At 72.5% G+C, this 17,530-nt stretch carries 14 protein-coding genes; 10 read left to right on the top strand and 4 right to left on the bottom strand.

The features are described 5' to 3' along the window. Entirely contained in the window at positions 1–2,010 is a 2,010-nt protein-coding gene (locus tag ACFWE2_RS09650; RefSeq protein ID WP_377224003.1) for a LuxR C-terminal-related transcriptional regulator, read from the bottom strand. Positions 2,011–2,461: 451 nt separating this feature from the next. On the opposite strand from ACFWE2_RS09650, the gene ACFWE2_RS09645 reads away from it, so the two are divergent. From ACFWE2_RS09645 to ACFWE2_RS09620, 6 genes are all read left to right on the top strand, one after another. Continuing rightward, a complete protein-coding gene (locus ACFWE2_RS09645; RefSeq protein WP_377224002.1) occupies positions 2,462–4,132 on the top strand; it encodes a glycosyl hydrolase family 18 protein in 1,671 nt (556 codons plus the stop codon). Positions 4,133–4,301: 169 nt separating this feature from the next. Further along, positions 4,302–4,856, top strand: coding sequence for an RNA polymerase sigma factor (locus ACFWE2_RS09640; protein WP_377224001.1), 555 nt, complete (start codon positions 4,302–4,304; stop codon positions 4,854–4,856). A 55-nt stretch (positions 4,857–4,911) separates the two neighbouring features. Further along, complete coding sequence (locus ACFWE2_RS09635; protein ID WP_377224000.1) at positions 4,912–5,793, top strand: hypothetical protein; 882 nt, start codon at positions 4,912–4,914, stop codon at positions 5,791–5,793. 96 nt (positions 5,794–5,889) lie between these two features. Next, entirely contained in the window at positions 5,890–6,333 is a 444-nt protein-coding gene (locus tag ACFWE2_RS09630) for an OsmC family peroxiredoxin (RefSeq protein WP_377223999.1), read from the top strand. 382 nt (positions 6,334–6,715) lie between these two features. After that, positions 6,716–9,619, top strand: coding sequence for an FAD-binding and (Fe-S)-binding domain-containing protein (locus ACFWE2_RS09625; RefSeq protein WP_377224019.1), 2,904 nt, complete (start codon positions 6,716–6,718; stop codon positions 9,617–9,619). A 111-nt stretch (positions 9,620–9,730) separates the two neighbouring features. Beyond that, positions 9,731–11,026 carry a serine hydrolase domain-containing protein gene (locus tag ACFWE2_RS09620; RefSeq protein ID WP_377223998.1) on the top strand — a complete coding sequence of 432 codons (1,296 nt, stop codon included), beginning with the start codon at positions 9,731–9,733 and terminating at the stop codon, positions 11,024–11,026. 152 nt (positions 11,027–11,178) lie between these two features. On the opposite strand, the gene ACFWE2_RS09615 is transcribed toward ACFWE2_RS09620, so the two are convergent. After that, positions 11,179–12,339 (bottom strand): HAD family hydrolase, encoded by a 1,161-nt coding sequence (locus ACFWE2_RS09615; RefSeq protein WP_377223997.1) that lies wholly within the window; start codon positions 12,337–12,339, stop codon positions 11,179–11,181. Positions 12,340–12,606: 267 nt separating this feature from the next. On the opposite strand from ACFWE2_RS09615, the gene ACFWE2_RS09610 reads away from it, so the two are divergent. Together ACFWE2_RS09610 and ACFWE2_RS09605 are read left to right on the top strand one after the other, a co-directional pair. Next, positions 12,607–13,344: an XRE family transcriptional regulator gene (locus ACFWE2_RS09610; protein WP_377223996.1), complete on the top strand. Its 738-nt coding sequence runs from the start codon at positions 12,607–12,609 to the stop codon at positions 13,342–13,344. Beyond that, the gene (locus tag ACFWE2_RS09605) at positions 13,341–13,835 is read left to right on the top strand and encodes an NUDIX domain-containing protein (RefSeq protein WP_377223995.1); all 495 of its coding nucleotides are present in this window, start codon (positions 13,341–13,343) and stop codon (positions 13,833–13,835) included. Before ACFWE2_RS09610 ends, ACFWE2_RS09605 begins: the two co-directional genes overlap by 4 nt. 25 nt (positions 13,836–13,860) lie before the next feature. On the opposite strand, the gene ACFWE2_RS09600 is transcribed toward ACFWE2_RS09605, so the two are convergent. After that, positions 13,861–14,190: a cupin domain-containing protein gene (locus ACFWE2_RS09600; RefSeq protein ID WP_377223994.1), complete on the bottom strand. Its 330-nt coding sequence runs from the start codon at positions 14,188–14,190 to the stop codon at positions 13,861–13,863. A 73-nt stretch (positions 14,191–14,263) separates the two neighbouring features. Here ACFWE2_RS09600 and ACFWE2_RS09595 point away from each other — a divergent pair, with 73 nt between their 5' ends. Beyond that, the gene (locus tag ACFWE2_RS09595; protein ID WP_377223993.1) at positions 14,264–14,878 is read left to right on the top strand and encodes a nitroreductase family protein; all 615 of its coding nucleotides are present in this window, start codon (positions 14,264–14,266) and stop codon (positions 14,876–14,878) included. A 1-nt stretch (position 14,879) separates the two neighbouring features. Here the strand turns inward: ACFWE2_RS09595 and ACFWE2_RS09590 are convergent, their stop codons facing one another. Beyond that, positions 14,880–15,863 (bottom strand): aldo/keto reductase, encoded by a 984-nt coding sequence (locus ACFWE2_RS09590; protein WP_377223992.1) that lies wholly within the window; start codon positions 15,861–15,863, stop codon positions 14,880–14,882. Positions 15,864–15,954: 91 nt separating this feature from the next. On the opposite strand from ACFWE2_RS09590, the gene ACFWE2_RS09585 reads away from it, so the two are divergent. Further along, positions 15,955–17,530: PLP-dependent aminotransferase family protein (locus ACFWE2_RS09585; protein WP_377223991.1), on the top strand; the 1,576-nt coding region annotated here is incomplete at its 3' end.

Genomic DNA, 17,530 nt, shown 5'->3' with positions numbered 1-17,530 from the left:
TCACCCCCTGAGCGCAAGCACCGCCAGCTCCGTGCGGGAGCGCACCCCGAGCTTGCGGAAGACCCGCCCGAGGTGCACCTCGACCGTGCGGACCGACACGTAGAGGTTGGCGGCGACCTGCCGGTTCGTCCGGCCCTGCACCACCAGTCGTGCCACGTCGAGCTCACGCTCGGTGAGCAGGGTGTCCCACTGCCCGCACAGGTCTTCCTGCCCCGGGGCCGCCTGCCCGAGGGCCGCCTGCCCGGGCGTCGCCTGGCCGATGGCCGTCTGACCGGCGCCGGGGGCGGGGCCGGTCCCTGACTCGTCCGCCGCCCGGCCCGCCGTCTCGCCCGCGCCGGCGGGCACGAGACCGGGCGTCCTGAGCGCCTGCTCGGCGATGTGCTCCCAGGCCTTCGCCCCGGACTCCTCGAACAGCTCGTGGGCCCCGAGCAGGTGCGCCGCGGCATCCCCGGGCAGACCCAGGCGGGCGTACGCGCGGGCCGCGACCAGCTCGGTGAGGCCGCGCTCGAACGTCGAACCCACGCGCAGTGACGCCTCGACGGCCCGTTCGCGTGCCCGGCCCACGCCGGAGGCGTCGGCGAGGGCGAGCTCGGCCCGCGCCAGGTCGAGCCGACGGCGACGCGTCGGCCCGCCGGAGAAGCCGCCCGCCGACTCCGGACCGGCCGCGGGCAGGACGTGGAGCCGCAGACGTTCGTGCGAGTGCCGGGCAGCCCGGTCCTGGCCGGCGAGCACGAGCAGCTCCACCGGGTCGGGCGTGGGCAGCCAGAGCCTGCGCAGCTCGTCCCCGCCGCGTTCGGCCGCGAGCCCGAGCAGGGTGGCCGCCTCGACCCAGCGACCGTCGAACACCGCGGTCTGGGCGCGGTCGCCCAGCGTCGCTGCCCGCACGACGGGCGCCACGTGCCCGGGCACCGAGGCCTCGAGCGCGGCGGTCGGCCGGCTCAGGTGCCCCTCCCGGACCAGGTCGAGACGGCGTGCGAGCGCGATCCCGAGTCCGCCGAAGGCGAGGGCCACGGGCAGGCGTTCGACGGCGTCGTCGAGCACCGATGCGGCACCGGTGATGTCGCCGAGGCGCAGCGCGAGGTACGACTGCGCGACGCGCAGGTGTGCCTCCGCGAGCGGCGTCATGGCATCGGTGGGGCCGTCGAACCACCAGCTGGGCGGGCGCGCGGGAGCCAGCTCCGCGACCTCGCCGAGGATGGACGCGGCCTCACCGGGGGCGCCGTCGAGCATGCGCATCGTCTTGCGCGCGGCGGCGATCGCCGCACGGTCGGCGCCGCAGGCGTCGCCCGGGACCACCACGTCGGGCCGGCCGTCCAGGAGGGCCAGCGCGATGCCGAGCGGGCGTGCGGCGTCGGGCGCGCCGTCGGCGGAGGAGCCGGTGCCGGCGGCCTGGGCGGCGCGGCGGAGGTGCACGACGGCGTCGTGCACGTGCCCCGCCCAGAGCGCCGCCCGGCCCGCCACCGCGAAGGCGCGTGCCCGCATCTCGTCGGTGCCGTGGCTGGCGGCCTCGCGGGCCACCTCGTGCGCGCGGTGGACGTCGCCGCGTGCGAGATGCTGCTCGGCGAGCTCGACCAGCCCGTCCGCGAGCAGCGGATCACCCGCGAGCGTGCTGAGCGCCGTGTGCCACATGGCGATGAGCGGTTCGTCGGCCCTGCGGTGCACCTCCGCCAGGGCCCCGTGAGCTGCGGTGCGGGTGGCGAGGTCGGCGTCCTCGTGGACTATCGATCGGATGCGGGGGTGGTGGAACCGGAACCGGCCGCCCACCAGGTGCAGGTGCCGGCCCGCCGGTCCGGCCATGAGCGTGTCTATGTCGGTGCCCGACGCGGCGAGCAGCACCTCGGTGCGGTCCACCACGGCGACGGCGGCGACGAGGAGGACCCGGCGCGCGTCGTCGTCCAGGCCGAGCGGACCGACGGCCTCTCGGACCGCCCGCGCGGCGGGCAGCGGGTCCGGCATCAGTGCCGTCCCGAGGAGATGCTCGTCGTCGAGCATCCGGGCTGTCTGGTCCACACATCCAGGTTCGTCACCCACCAGTCGGCTGAGCTCGCACGCGACGTGGGGTGCCACGGTGCGGTCACCAAGGGGGAGCGGAAATACCACTTGTTGCGGCAGCGCGGTCATCGTCGACCCTCCCGGATTCGTTCACGGTGCTCGCAAGTATGGCCTCCGAACGTTTCACCCGCATCAACCTGAGGTCACGACTTTTGCTGCGAACCGCCGCCTGACCTGCCATCCTGCCCCGCCGCGACGGCGAGGTACCTGATACCGCACGAGGTTGTTTCGGAGGTGAAGGTTTCACCCCGTAACAACCACTGGCGCTTCGCGTCGTTCCACTACGTAGTCCCATCGTGTGGAATTCCCTTATTTCCCATTAACGCAGGTTTCCTTACTTTTAGCGGAGCGTGACCCAGCGCTACCCACCGCTACCGGCGCTGCTCGACCGGACCAGAGAGGGAAGACGATGGACTCGACGTACGAACCGCCGTCAGGCATCAGCAAGACGGGCCGACGAATCCTCGCGGGGGTGGCCGCGCTCGCCGTGGCGGCCTCCGCCGCCGTGGCCGGCATCGGCCTCCGGGACGCGAACGCCGCGGAGAGCGAGACCGCCTCGGCCGCCGGTACCTCCACCATCAACGGCTTCCGCAGCGTCGGCTACTTCGCCCAGTGGGGTGTGTACGGGCGCGGCTACCAGGTCAAGCAGATCGACACGTCAGGCGTGGCCGACGAGCTGACCCACATCAACTACGCCTTCGCGAACATCCACCACCAGAACCTCGAGTGCTTCGAGGCGAACAAGGCCCAGAGCCCCGGGCCGAACGGCTCGGACGGCGCGGGCGACGCCTGGGCCGACTACGGCATGGGCTACACGGCGGCCAACTCGGTCTCCGGCACCGCCGACACCTGGGACCAGCCCCTGGCCGGGTCGTTCAACCAGCTCAAGCAGCTCAAGGCCAAGCACCCCGACCTCAAGGTCATGATGTCGATCGGCGGGTGGACCTGGTCCAAGAACTTCTCGCTGGCGGCCAGGACGGACGCCTCGCGCGAGAAGTTCGTGTCGAGCTGCATCAACATGTTCATCAAGGGCAACCTGCCGGTCATCGACGGTCGCGGCGGCGCCGGTGCCGCCGCAGGAGTCTTCGACGGGTTCGACATCGACTGGGAGTGGCCGGGCTCGCCGAACGGCGCAGAGGGCAACCACGTCGATCCGGTGAACGACAAGCGCAACTTCAAGCTGCTGCTCGCCGAGTTCCGTGAGCAGCTCGACGCGCTCAGCGCCCAGACGGGCAAGGACTACGAGCTCTCCGCGTTCCTGCCCGCCAACCCCGCGGACATCACGGCGGGCGGCTGGAACGATCCCCAGATCTTCGAGTACCTCGACTTCGGCAACGTCCAGGGCTACGACCTGCACGGCGCGTGGGACGCGGACCTGACCGGACACCAGGGCAACCTGTACCACGACCCCGAGGACCCGCGGGAGGCCGCACGGCAGTTCAGCGTCGACCTCGCGGTGCGGTCGTACACGGACGCGGGGATCGACCCCGCACAGCTCGGCCTCGGCCTCGCGATGTACGGGCGCGGCTGGACCGGTGCTCCGTCGTCCGAGGCGTGGGGTACCGCGACCGGCCCGGCCTCCGGACAGTGGGAGGCGGGCATCAACGACTACGACGTCATCAAGAACGTCGGGACCGGGTACTACGACGCCGCCCTCGGGGCCGCCTGGCGGCACGACGGCAACACCTGGTGGTCGTACGACAACGAGCAGTCCGTGCGGGCCAAGGCCAGCTACATCCGGGCAGAGGGCCTGGGCGGGGCCATGTGGTGGGACCTGTCGGGTGACCGGACCGGCACCCTGACCGGCGCGCTGCAGGGCGTGCTCGGCACCGGTACGCCGGGACCGGTGGTGGACGACGGCGGTCCGACGGACCCGCCGGACCCGACCGATCCGCCGGACCCGACCGACCCGCCGGTCGGGGAGTGCACCGCGGCGGCGTGGAGCGCGTCGGCCGTCTACGTGGGCGGCAACACGGTGTCGCACGCCGGGCACGAGTGGCGTGCCAAGTGGTGGACGCAGGGCGAGACGCCTGGCACCACCGGCGAGTGGGGGGTGTGGCAGGACCTGGGCGCCTGCTGACCTGAGCTGTCAGACGCTCCCGCAGTTGTCAGACCCCCAGGTCGCTCGGGTGACCTGGGGGTCTGACACGTGCGCGCGTGTCTGAGACGTGCGCCGGTCGAGCGTGTCGAGACCGTTTTGTTGTGCGGCGCGGGTGCAAGGACCCCTGCGGCCACGACAGAGTGGGGGCGTGGACGACAGCCCCGGCGCCCCGCAGGACGATCTGCCGCACGAACGCCTTCCGCACGACGAGGCCTGGTTCAGCGCCCTCTTCGACGCGCACTCGCGCGCCCTCTACTCCTACTTCGTCCGCCGGCTGCCCGACGGCGGTCGCGCCTCCGACGCCGAGGACCTCGCCGCCGAGGTGCTCGCCACCGCGTGGCGTCGTCGCGACGACGTGCCGGACGGTGCCGAGCTGCCGTGGATGTACCGGACGGCCGGCTACGTGCTGGCCAACCACCGGCGCAAGATGCGGGCGCTGCCCGTCGCGATCGTCCCCGACGAGCCGGACGACGTGGACCCAGCGACCTTCGCGGCCACCGACGACGTCGTCCGGCAGGTACTGTCCGGACTCTCCCCGCGCGACCGGCGCATCCTCCTGCTCGTCGCCTGGGACGGGCTGTCCGGGGACGATCTCGCCGGGGTGCTCGGGGTCTCCCGTGGCGGCGCCGACGCGGCGTTGTCCCGCGCGCGGGCGCGGCTCCGTGACGCGTGGGACGCCCACGAGCAAGCGGCGGACGCATGAGCACATGTAGAGGGTGTGCGCGGTGCGCAGCCGGGCACTGCACGGAGGGACGGCGATGAACGAGCACGAACGGCAGGCGGACCCGGCGTTCGACCGCCTGGTGGCGGCGGACCCCGCGAAGCGTGCGCCAGACCCGGTCCAGGGTGTGCTCCGGGCCAAGGTGGACGCGCTGATCGCCGAGCAGTCAGGGGGCGCTCGGCCCGGAGCCACGCAGACGGAGCCCGCTGGGCACGAGCAGGCGGACGAGCTCGCGCTGCGGCGCTACCGGCGTCGGACGCCGTGGCTGGTCGCGGCTGCTGTGGCCGGCATCGTCGCGGCGGGCGGGGGCGGCTACGTGGCCGGGGGGTCGGGGGCTGCTCCCAACCAGGCGTCGGAGATGGCGGCGGAACGGGCCACGGACGAGGCCGCCGACGGGCCGTCGGTCATGGCCGGGCCGGACGCGGGCACGGACGAGGCCACGGGCCAGGGCGAGGCGGAGTCAGGGACCTTGGAGTCGCTCGACGCCGGCGGCGACCTGCCGACGGCGACCGGGCTCGTGTTCCATGCCGGCGCCGGGCTGTCGGACGCGCCGACGACCGCCGAGGTGCGCGTGGCCGGGACGTCCGGCGAGAGCCTTGGCACCTATCCCGTGATCAGCGAGGTCGAGGCCGTCGAACGACTGGGCGACCCGAGGTTCGCCGGCGCGGTGCTGGGGACGACCCATCAGGATCCGCCGCCGCAGGAGGAGGCCCGGCCGTCGACCGCACCTGCGCCCGGCGGGCCGCTCGCCTGGCCGGTCGAGGACGTGACCATCCGCTCGGCGGCCCTCATCGAGGTGCGCTACGCGCTGCCCGACGGCACCGTGCTGCTCGTGCCCGCCTACGCCCTCACCGACGACGAGGGCAACCTCTGGACCGTGATGGCGGTGGACGAGGAGCTGCTCGACCTCGGACCGTGACGCGACCGCACTCCGGGCGTCATAGGGTCGGGCACGCAGGGATCCGAAACCTCACGTCCTGAACTTCACATCCTGAACCTCACAAGGAGTGCAACCATGGCAACACGTACCGCCCGCACCGCTTGGAACGGCACCTTCACGGAGGGGTCGGGACAGGTCGAGCTGTCGTCGTCGGGCGTAGGGACGTACGACGTCTCCTGGCCGTCGCGCATCGCCGACCAGGCCGCCGGCGTCACCAGCCCCGAGGAGCTCCTCGCGGCGGCGCACTCGTCGTGCTTCACCATGGCGTTCACGAACGAGCTGGGCGGGGCCGGCGCCACGCCCGAGCAGATCGAGGTCACGGCCGACGTGACCCTCGGGCCGGACCCGGCCGGCGGCGTCCGTGTCACCAAGAGCGCCCTGACGGTGCGCGGGTTCGCGTCGGGCATCGACGAGGCGGGCTTCAAGGCCGCCGCGGAGGCCGCCAAGACGGGCTGCCCGATCTCGAAGGCTCTCACGGGCGTCGACGCGATCACGATAGACGTCACCTTCGAGGCCTGACCTCCTTCTCCGTTGAGTGCTGGGTATTTGTTGATCTGACAGCCAGAAACCCGCAAATAGCCAGCACTCAACGGCGGGTCGGACAGGTGTGCGGCTCGCCTCTTTGTGGTGCGAGAATCGCGAGGTGCCCTCGCAGACCCACGACGCCCCGTCCCGGAACGGTATGAACGACGACGACCGCGCTGCGCACCGCTCGACGGGCCACACCGCTGACGCCGCCGAGGCCGCCCGAGCGGCCCGCGAGAAGGCCGAGGCCCGCGCCGCCGAGGAGGCGGAACGCCGTCGCGCCGAGAGCGAGGAGCGGCGCAAGGCCGCCCGCCGGGAGGCGGACCACGCCGCAGCGGCCGCGCGTGAGGCGGTCGCCGACGCGCTGCGCACCGCCATGGACGGCGCCGTCGACATCAGCACACGACGGCGTGCCGAGTACTCGACCGACGCGTCCAACTACCGGGTGGTTCCCGAGGGTGTGGTCTTCCCGGAGACGGTCGACGACGTCGTCGCGGCGCTCGAGGTGCTGCGCGAGCTCAAGGTCCCGATCACGGCACGCGGCGCGGGCACGTCCGTCGCGGGCAACTCGGTGGGGCCGGGTGTCGTGCTGGACCTCGGGCGCAACCTCAACCGGGTGCTCAGCATCGACCCGGAGCGCCGCACGGCCCGGGTCCAGCCGGGCACGATCATGTCGACCCTCCAGGCGGAGGCCAGGCCACACGGCCTGCGCTTCGGGCCGGACCCGAGCACCCAGAACCGCGCGACGCTCGGCGGCATGATCGGCAACAACGCGTGCGGCCCGCACGCCGTCGCCTACGGGCGCACCGCCGACAACGTGGTCGCGCTCGACGTGGTCGACGGCGCCGGGCGCCGGTTCACCGCGGGCTCCGGCGACCCGGAGTTCGCGGAGGTTCCGGGCCTCAAGGAGCTCGTCCGCGAGAACCTCGCGCTGATCCGCACGGAGTTCGGGCGGTTCGGCCGGCAGGTGTCGGGCTACTCGCTGGAGCACCTCCTGCCCGAGAACGGCTCGAACCTTGCCCGTGCCCTGGTGGGTACGGAGGGCACGCTCGTCACCGTCCTGGAGGCCGAGCTCAACCTGGTGGAGACGCCGGGCGCGCCGACGCTCGTCGTCCTCGGCTACCCCGACATGGCCACCGCCGCCGACGACGTCCCGGGGCTCCTCGGCCACAAGCCGCTCGCGATCGAGGGGCTGGACGCACGCCTGGTCGACGTCGTGCGGCGCGCCAAGGGCGCGGAGTCCGTCCCGGCGCTGCCCGAGGGTGCGGGCTGGCTCATGATCGAGGTCGGCGGCTCGTCACAGGCCGAGGCCCTGGGCCGCGCGGACGCCATCGTCGCGGCGTCGACGGGGCTCGACTCGGTGGTGCTGCCCGCAGGCCCGGACGCCACCAAGATGTGGCAGATCCGGGCCGACGGCGCCGGGCTCGCCGGCCGCACGCCCGCGGGGGAGCAGGCGTGGCCCGGCTGGGAGGACTCGGCCGTGCCGCCCGAGAAGCTGGGCCCGTACCTGCGTGACCTCCAGGCCCTCATGGACCGCTACGGCGTCGACGGCCTGCCGTACGGGCACTTCGGCGACGGCTGCGTGCACCTGCGGATCGACATCCCGCTGGAGACGTCGGGCTCGGTGCTGCGCACCTTCATGATCGAGGCGGCGGAGCTCGTCGCCCGGTACGGCGGGTCCCTGTCCGGCGAGCACGGGGACGGCCGCGCCCGGTCCGAGCTGCTGCCGCTCATCTACTCGCCCGAGGCGATCGCGCTGATGGAGCGGTTCAAGGCCCTGTTCGACCCGAAGGACCTGCTGAACCCGGGCGTCGTCGTGCGGCCGCGGGCCGTGGACGACGACCTGCGTCGCCCCCAGGCCGCGCCCGTGCGGACCAGGCTGCCGCTGGCGGGCAAGGGCGCGGCGCACGGCGTCCGGCGCAAGGCCGGGTACGAGGGGTTCTCGTTCGCGCACGACCACAACGACCTGTCCACCGCCGTGCACCGCTGCGTGGGTGTGGGCAAGTGCCGGGCGGACACCTCGGCGTCGGGCGGCTTCATGTGCCCCAGCTACCAGGCCACCAAGGACGAGAAGGATGTGACCCGCGGGCGCGCCCGCGTGCTGCAGGAGGCGGTGAACGGGACCCTCGTCGGGGGCCTGGCCGCGCCCGAGGTGCGCGAGTCGCTGGACCTGTGCCTCTCCTGCAAGGCCTGCTCCAGCGACTGCCCGGCCGGCGTCGACATGGCGCAGTACAAGTCCGAGGTGCTGTACCGGACGTATCGCGGCAAGCTGCGGCCGGTCGACCACTACGCCCTCGGCTGGCTGCCGCGCTGGGCCCGCCTGGCCGGGGCGGTCCCCGAGCTGGTCAACGGCCTGCTGGGCGTGAAGTGGATCGGCAAGGCGGTGCTGTGGGCCGGCGGCATGGACACCCGGCGGTCGATGCCGAAGTTCGCCGAGGTCCCGTTCCGCCAGTGGTGGGCACGCGGGGGCGCGACGCACGGCGTCCCGGGGCTGCCGGTGGTGGCCGACGACGACGGGCTCGGCGTGCCGGGCCGCGAGGGCGCGACGGCGGCGCGGCTCGCCACCAAGCCCAAGGTGGTGCTCTGGACCGACTCGTTCAGCGACGCGCTCTCGCCCTCGGTGCCGCAGGCCGCGGTGAAGGTGCTGACCAAGGCCGGGTACTCGGTGATCGTCCCGGACGAGCAGGCCTGCTGCGGCCTCACCTGGATCTCGACGGGCCAGCTCGACGGCGCCCGGCGCCGGCTCCTCAAGCTGCTCGAGGTGCTCGGGCCGTACGCGGTGAACGGCATCCCGATCATGGGGCTGGAGCCGTCCTGCACGGCGGTGCTGCGCTCCGACCTGCTCGACCTGTTCCCGGACGACCCGCGTGCCCAGGCGGTCGCGCGGATGACGCGGACGGCGGCGGAGCTGCTGACCTCGGACGACGTGCCCGACCAGTGGGAGATGCCGTCGCTGGCGGACGTGTCCGCCGTCGTGCAGCCGCACTGCCACCAGCACTCGGTGATGGGGTTCGAGGCGGACCGGAACCTGCTCGAGAAGGGCGGGGCGAAGGTCGAGGTCCTCGCGGGCTGCTGCGGCCTGGCCGGCAACTTCGGCATGCAGAAGGGCCACTACGAGACGTCGGTCGCGGTCGCGGAGAACGCGCTGCTGCCCGCGCTGCGCGCCGCGGCCCCTGGTACCACCTACCTGGCCGACGGCTTCTCCTGCCGCACCCAGGCGCTCGACCTGATGGGCGTGGAGGGCAAGTCCCTGTTGGAGGTCATCGCGGACCGGCTGTAGGCATCGGCTGGGCGCTCCGCCCCAGGTAGGAGCCATATCCACCCGGCGGGTGATCCGCGCGAAGGGGTCCGTCGACAGGATGGGAGCACAGCCCAGACGAAGGAGACTCCCATGGAACGCACAACCCGCCGGGCGGCGCTCGCCCTGAGCGCGGCGCTGGCGCTCGCGGCCCCGCTGGTCGTCGCAGGCTCCGCGCACGCGGCAGGCACGGACCGGCCGACCCCCGCCGTCGCAGCCGACGTCCCCGACACCGTGTCCGCGATGGTGGCCGACGCCGCCCGCCAGGCACAGCGCGAGGTCGCCACGAACCGGACCCTTGCGCGCGGCGCGAACGCGCCGACCGGCGCATCGCTCGACGCAGCCCTCGACGACCTCGTGGCGGACGGCGCGATCGCCGTGACGGCGCGCGTCGAGAAGGGGGCGCGGACCTGGAGCGGGGCTGCGGGTACCCGCGAGCGCGAGGGCCGGGCGAAGGCCAGGCCGTACGACCGGTTTCGGGTGGCGAGCAACACCAAGCCGATGATCGCGACGCTCGTCATGCAGGAGGTCGAGAAGGGCACCTGGACCCTCGACACACCCGTCGAGGAGGTGCTGCCCGGTGTGATGCCGGCCGGCGTGACGATAGAGCAGCTGCTGAGCCACCGCTCGGGCGCTCCTACCGCCACCGACTGGATCCTTACCTCGCGCGCGGCCGACCCGACGTCGTTCGACTCGGTCTTCGCGGTGATGGGGCAGGAGGTCACGGAGGCCGACCACATCGAGGCGCTGCAGTCCGCGCCGTGGATGAACGAGCCGGGAGAGGGCTTCGCCTACTCGAACGCGGGCTACGTGGTGCTCGGCATGATGTTGGAGGAGGTCACCGGGCGCAGCGTCGAGCACCTGCTGGAGCGCCGGGTGTTCGCCCCGGCCAGGATGTGGCAGAGCGCGTACCCGGACGACCCGGGCGTGCGCGGGCCATTCCTCCACGAGTCGGCGTACACGGGCCCGGCGGAGGCCGGCTGGTACGACCTCGACCACTGGGACCCGAGCCTGTTCGCCGCCGCCGGTGCGGTCACCAGCACCACCGAGGACCTCGCCGACTTCACGGAGGCCCTGGTCACGGGCCGGCTGGTCGACGCGGAGACCACCGCCGACATGCTGGAGCCCCGCACCGTCGGCCAGGAGGCGTTCCCCGACTACGGCCTGGGCGTCTACCGCCTCCCGGACCCGTGCGTCCCGGGCGGTTGGCTCTACGGTCACGACGGCGGTTCGTACGGCACGATCTCCGTCAACCTGACGTCGCCCGACGGCGAGCGGCAGGTGTCCGTCGGCATCACCGGGCGGGACCTCGTCTACCCCGTGCTGACGGACGAGCCGCTGTACGACCCGAGCGAGCTCCTGGTGGGGATGATGCGGGCGACCTGCTGACGGGTCCGGTCGCCTCGGCAGCCAGGATCACGTCGGAACCAAGATGACCCCTACACGATGCACGCGATACGCCGACGGCAGCGTGCATTGTGTAGGGGGTCGCGTTCTGGGTCTGCCGAGCCCCACCCACTCCAGGTCTGGCTGGGCATCGCTCAGCGGGCGAGCGGCAGCTCGAACCCGGCCGGCCCGACACCGGTGAAGCGGGTTCTCCAGTGAGCCCGACGGCGGCCCTCGTCGCCACGTGGGTAGGCCAGACCGGCCTCTCTGGCGGCGTTCTCCACTTCGCGCATGGTGGCTCCGGTTCCGGCCGGGACCGGGGCATGCCGGACCCAGGTGCCGTCCTGGAGGGTCCAGACCTCGCAGCGGTTCAGCTCGGCCCGCGGGCCGTGCCAGACCCGCAGCACGCCGGGTCCGTGTGCGGTGTGGACGGCAGTCTTGAGCTGGGCTGCCAGCCGGGACAACGCGGGCGTGTCCACATTCGTGGGGAGCAGGGAGCGCAGGACGGCGACGGCGCCGTGCTGGGTGATCGTGCCGGTGACCTCGTCCGCTGCGTCCCGCACGTTCGGTGCGGCATGGCCCATCGCGACGGCGCGGGCGGCCCAGCGAAACATGTCGACGTCGTTGGCGCCGTCACCCACCGCGACCGTGGCCTCGGGCGAGATGCCGAGGCGGGTGCGCAGTCGTTCCAGGGCGGTGGCCTTGCTCGTCCCAGCGGCGGTGATGTCCGCCCACGCAGGACCGGCCGGGGTGACCGTCACGCCGGTCGCGCGGAGCGCATCGAGGTGGCTGCCGATGCCTGGAGCGTGCACGGCGACCCTGGTCGCGGGTGCGGCGCACAGGTCGGTGACAAGGGTCTGCTTCTGTTGGCCGTTGAGCAGACCATCTGGGAACACCCGGTTCACGGCCCAGCCCCGGCCGACGTCTTCGACGCCAACGTGGGCCTGTGGCGCCAGGGCCAAGACGCGGTGGATGACGGAGGTGGGGTTGAACCGGTGGGCATCCTCGATCACGTAGCCCGTCGGAGTCGCGGAATCCAGGCGGACGGTCATGGACCCGTTGGAAGACACCGCGTACCCCTCGACCAGACCGAGCCGGATCGCCACCGGCAGCAGACCGACCAAGGACCTGCCCGTCGCGAGAACCACCTCGTGCCCCGCTGCCCGGATCAGGTCCAGGGCTTCGACGGTGCCGGTGGGGATCTTCCGATCCTTGCCCACGAGGGTGCCGTCGATGTCGAGGGCAATCAGGCGTCGGACCACGGGATGTGGCGGGATGGGCGGGACCAATCGGGCCGCGTCTGAGGCGACACTCATGACGAACTTCAACCGATCAGAGGCACTCAGCATCTCGCTGTGCTGAAACCCAGTTCCCATCACGTCCCCCTCTGCGGACCCGGCGACGAGATAGACGCATCGCACACGTCCCGCTCTCTCCACATGCCGATCTGGCGACGGTCGCCGTCCTGCCCCTGCAATGCTTCTGGGCGGGTGTGGACAGCACATCGACACGGCGAGACATCTACCGACATCTTGGTGCCATGGGTCTGTCCAGGGATGTCGAGGGGTGTCTACGCTGTCGGGATGGTCAATGAACGGCTCCGCCGCGCGATGCATCGCGGAGGACTGGATATCCAGTCGCTCGCCACCGCTGCCGAGGTGTCCGTAAAGTCGGTCGAGCGGTGGCTCAGCGGTTCCGTGCCCTACCCGCGTACCCGCTATCGGGTCGCCGTGGTCCTCAAGGAGGACGAAAGCTATCTGTGGCCCGAGGCTGTCAACGGTGCATCCCTCGCCGGTGCGGAAGTCGTCGCGACCTACCCTCGCCGCAGCGACGTGCCTCGGCACCTGTGGACCGAGCTACTACGCAACTCCGAACGGGACATCGACCTGCTCGCGTTCGCCGGACTCTTCCTCACCGAGGAGCACCCCGACTGGATACCTACTCTGGCTGCCAAGGCAGAACAGGGAGCTCGGGTGCGAATCCTCCTCGGGGACCCGAACGGTGCACAGCTCGCGGCCCGGGACACCGAGTACCGCATCGGAGGCGGCGTCGCCGGCCGGGTCGCCGCCGTGAAGGCCTACTACGAACAGCAGATGCCCGACCAGGTCGAGATCCGGTTCCATGACACCCCGCTGTACAACTCCATCTACCGGTTCGACGACGAGATGATGGTCAACACCCACGTCTACGGCGTGCTGGCCGCCTACACACCGACCCTGCACCTACGCCGGATCAACGGCGCGTACTTCAACACCTACGTCGAGTCCTACGAACGGGTCTGGGCCTCGGCTCGACCTGCCGAATCCCTGGAATCCGCGTGAGCAGAGCTACCCGCAGGATCGACTACTGGCGGGATCCCGCCGCGCCCGCACCTACCAGCCGGAAGACCTCCGCCTCGGTCTTCGTGCGCGATGACGACGGACACCTGTTGCTGCTCAAGCGGGTCGACAACGACCTGTGGACGATCCCCACCGGCGGAGTCAAGAAGGGCGAGACGGTCGGGCAAGCGGGCGTGCGCGAGTGCCTCGAGGAGACCGGGCTCGAGGTGGAGGTCACCGGTCTGGTGGGGGTGTTCTCCACCCCGGACCACGTCATCGTCTACCTGCACGGCGACAAGGTCGACGAGGTACGTCAACCCATCAACATCTGCCTGCGCGCCCGCCTGATCGGCGGACGGATCACACCCCAGCCCTCCGAAGCCGCAGCCGTACGGTGGATCGACCCCGCGGACCTGGACGACTACCCGATCCACCCGGCCCTCCGCCAACGCATCGACCACGGACTGAACTCAACAGAGCCATACGTCAGCTGAGGTCGACGTCGACCGCGGCGGCGCGCTATTCCAGCCACTCCGTCTCGAACCGGTCGTTCGCGTGGATGTGTACCGCCTCGTAGAGGTCCGCGCCCAGGGTCTTGAACTTGTGCGGCACCATCGCCTCGACCACGAGGATCTGGCCGCCCACGGCCTCGAGCTCCTTGCCGTCCACGGTGAACAGCACCCGGCCGGACCGGATCACGAACGTCTCGGAGTAGGGGTGCCGGTGCAGTCGTGGCCCGAAGCCGTCCTGCGTGACCCGCTCGAAGATGACGGAGACCTCCGAACCGTGGAGGTACCCCTCGAAGTTGTTGTGCGGCAGCGTCGCCTGCTCGATCGCCTGGAGTGTCATGCGTCCAGGCTGGCGGGCGCGCCGCCGTCGGGCAACGGGGTTCGTGGTCGGCCGAAGGTCGACAATGAGCCCCATGGAATTCCAGGACGTCGTCCGCAAGCGCCGGATGCACCGCAAGTTCACCGCCGAACCCGTGTCGCCGGAGGCGGTCGACCGGATCACCCGCAACGCCGTCCGCGCGCCCAGCGCGGGGTTCAGCCAGGGGTGGGCGTTCGTGGTCCTGGAGACGCCGGAGGACCGTGACCGGTTCTGGGCGGCGTCGACACCGGACGCCGCGGAGCGGTCGGAGCGTGACATGTCGGCCTGGCTCGCGGGGATGCGGACGGCGCCGGTGGTCGTCCTCGCGCTCGCGTCCAAGGCCGCCTACCTGCGGCGGTACGCGGAGAAGGACAAGGGCTGGGCGGACCTCGACGAGGCGCGGTGGCCCGTCCCGTTCTGGCACGTCGACGTCGGCATGGCCTCGCTGCTCATGCTGCAGACCGCCGCAGACGAGGGACTGGGCGCGTGCTTCTTCGGCGTCCCGCCCGAGCACGTGGCGGCGGTCCGGGGTGAGCTCGGCATCCCCGACGAGTTCGAGATCACCGGCGTCGTCGCGGTCGGGCATCCGGCGGACGGCGGGGCGAAGGGTTCGCCCACCCGCCGCCGCCGGAAGCCCGAGGCCGAGGTGATCCACCGCGGCGGCTGGTAGGTCACGCCGCGTCGAGCCGGGCGCGCGTCTCCTCGTCGAGGACCAGGTCCGCCGCACCGAGGGCCTCGTCGAGCTGCGCGACGCTGCTCGCGCCGAACACCGGGATCACCGGTACCTCGCCGCCCAGCAGCCAGGCGAGGGCCACCTGGTTCGGCGTCGCGCCGATCTCGGCGGCGACGGCGCGCAGCACCGCGATCCGCGCCCGCGACCCGGCGTGGTCCGCCCCGTCGCGGAGCGGCTTGTCGTCCCGCGTGAACACGCCCTGGTGCAGCGGCGAGTACGCCATGACGGTGAGCCCTGGGCGGTCGGCGGTGCCGGTGGACCGTGCGTAGTCCAGCAGCTCGGGTGACGCCCAGTTGGTCCGGATCGGCTGCGGCCGCGGGTACACGTAGCTGTAGGACTGCTGGACGGCGCCGTAGGGCGCGACGCCGAGCCGCGCCGCGGTCTCTCGCGCCTCGACGACGCGCCACAGCGCCACGTTCGAGATGCCCGGGATGCCGATGATCCCCTCCTCGACCAGCTTGCCGAACGCGCCGACCGTCTCCTCGAGCGGCGTCTCGAGGTCGTCGACGTGCCCGTACAGCACGTCGATGTGCTCGATGCCGAGGTGGCGCAGGCTCTCGCGTGCCTCCCGGTCGACGGTCGAGGCGCTGAGCCCCTGGTAGTTGGTGGGCGGCGTGTTCGACAGCGGCAGGTTCGGGTCCTTCTTTGCCGCGCCCAGCTTGGTCGCGATCCGCAGGTCGTCGCGGTTGCCCCGCGAGGCGAGCCAGCGGCCGAGCACGTCCTCGGAGTCGCGGCCGTGCCCGCCGACCCACGCGTTGTAGTTGTTCGCCGTGTCGAGGAACGTGCCCCCTGCCTCGACGAACCGGTCCAGGATCGCGAACGACGTCTCCTCGGAGGTCCGCGTCCCCATGAACATCGTGCCAAGGCACAGCGTCGACACCTCGAACGCGGTGTGCCCGCCTGCCAGCGTGCGGTACTGCATGTGTGCTCCCTCGGGCTGCTTCGTTCCCGGGCGCTCCGCCCGGTGCTCACCACGCTAGGCAGTAATCGGTCTGGTGCTACCGTCCAATATCGTGGCCGCAGACCAGACCAATTCCGCCTCCGACGTGCTGATCGCGCTCCCGCCCGGTCCCGGTGCGCTGCGGCACCGGCTGGAGCAGGCGATCCTCGAGAGCATCGCGTCCGGCCGGCTCGCACCTGGTACCGTGTTGCCGCCCAGCCGGGCGCTCGCCGACACGCTCGGCATCTCACGCTGGGTGGTCACCGAGACGTACGGGCACCTGGTGAACACGGGGGTCCTCGACGCGCGGACGGGTTCGGCCACGCGGGTCGCGACGTCGGCGGGGGACGCCGTGCCGGGGGCCGTCGCGCCTGCCGAGATCCGGTCTCGACGAGCTCGGGGGGCGGGTGGCGCGCCAGAACGTGTCCCGCGCCGGGCGACGCACGACCTCGCACCCGGCGTGCCCGACCTGCGGCACGTCCCCCGCGAAGCCTGGCTGCGGGCCGCGCGCGACGCGCTCGCGGCGGCGACCAACGAGGACCTGGGCGGGCAGCCGGCCGGCGGGCACCCGGCGGCGCGCGAGGCGGTGGCGGCCCACCTGCGGCGCGCGCGCATGACCGCGGGGCCGGACCGCGCGGTCCTGCTCACCCGGAGCGCCACCGACGGGATGTCGCGGATCGCCGCCGCGCTGGCCGACGCCGGCCACACCCACCTGCTCGTCGAGGACCCGAGCTGGGCCCCGCTGCGCGACGTCGCGGCGGCCGCCGGCCTCGTGCCGGTCCCCGTCCCGGTCGACGACGACGGCGTCTCCATCAACCGGCTGCGCACGGAGGCCGCCCGCACGGGTGCTCGGGCGGTGCTGCTCACCCCCGCGCACCAGTTCCCGCTGGGCGCGGCGCTGTCGGACGTCCGTCGCGCGGCGGTCCTCGCCTGGGCGCGCGAGATGGACGGGCTCGTGATCGAGGACGACTACGACGCCGAGTTCCGCTACGACCGCCGGCCGGTCCCCGCCCTGCAAGGGCTGGACGAGGACCGGGTGGTCCTGCTCGGCGCGACGAGCAAGACGCTGTCACCGGCGTTCGGCATCGGCTGGATGGTGGTTCCGGAACGGTGGCGCGCTGCGGTGCTCGGCGTCTCCGTCCGCCGTGGTCCCACGCCCGGGCCGGCGACGCTGGACCAGCTCACGCTCGCCCGGTTCGTCGCGGACGGCGCGTACGCGCGGCACCTGCGCGCGGCCCGCGCCCGCTACGCCCGACGCCGGTCCGCACTGCTGACCGCCCTCCACGACCGGCTGCCCGGCGCACGGGTCGGCGGGATCGCCGCAGGCATGCACGTGACCGTGGACCTCGCGGGCCTCGACCTGCCGGGAGTGGACCCGCGAGGCATCGACGCCGCGGACGTCGCCCGCGAGGGCGCCGCCCGGGACGTCGCGCTGGTCGACCTCCGCCGGTACCAGGCCGCGCCGTCGGCCATATCGACAGTGCTCGTGGTCGGCTACGGCAACCTGGCCGACGCGCGGCTGGAGGAGGCGGTCCGGAGCCTGGGGGGGGGGGGGGGGGGCCCCGCCCCCCCCCCCCACGCGCCCACCCCCGCGGCCCCCACCCCGCCCGCGCCCCGCCCCCCCCCCCGCCGGGGGAGCGCGAGCACGC

The sequence above is a fragment of the Promicromonospora sp. NPDC060271 genome, from assembly GCF_042726755.1.
Lineage (GTDB): Bacteria > Actinomycetota > Actinomycetes > Actinomycetales > Cellulomonadaceae > Promicromonospora.
The sequence above is the reverse complement of the archived record's forward strand: the minus strand, read 5'-3'. Positions and strand labels throughout refer to the sequence as shown.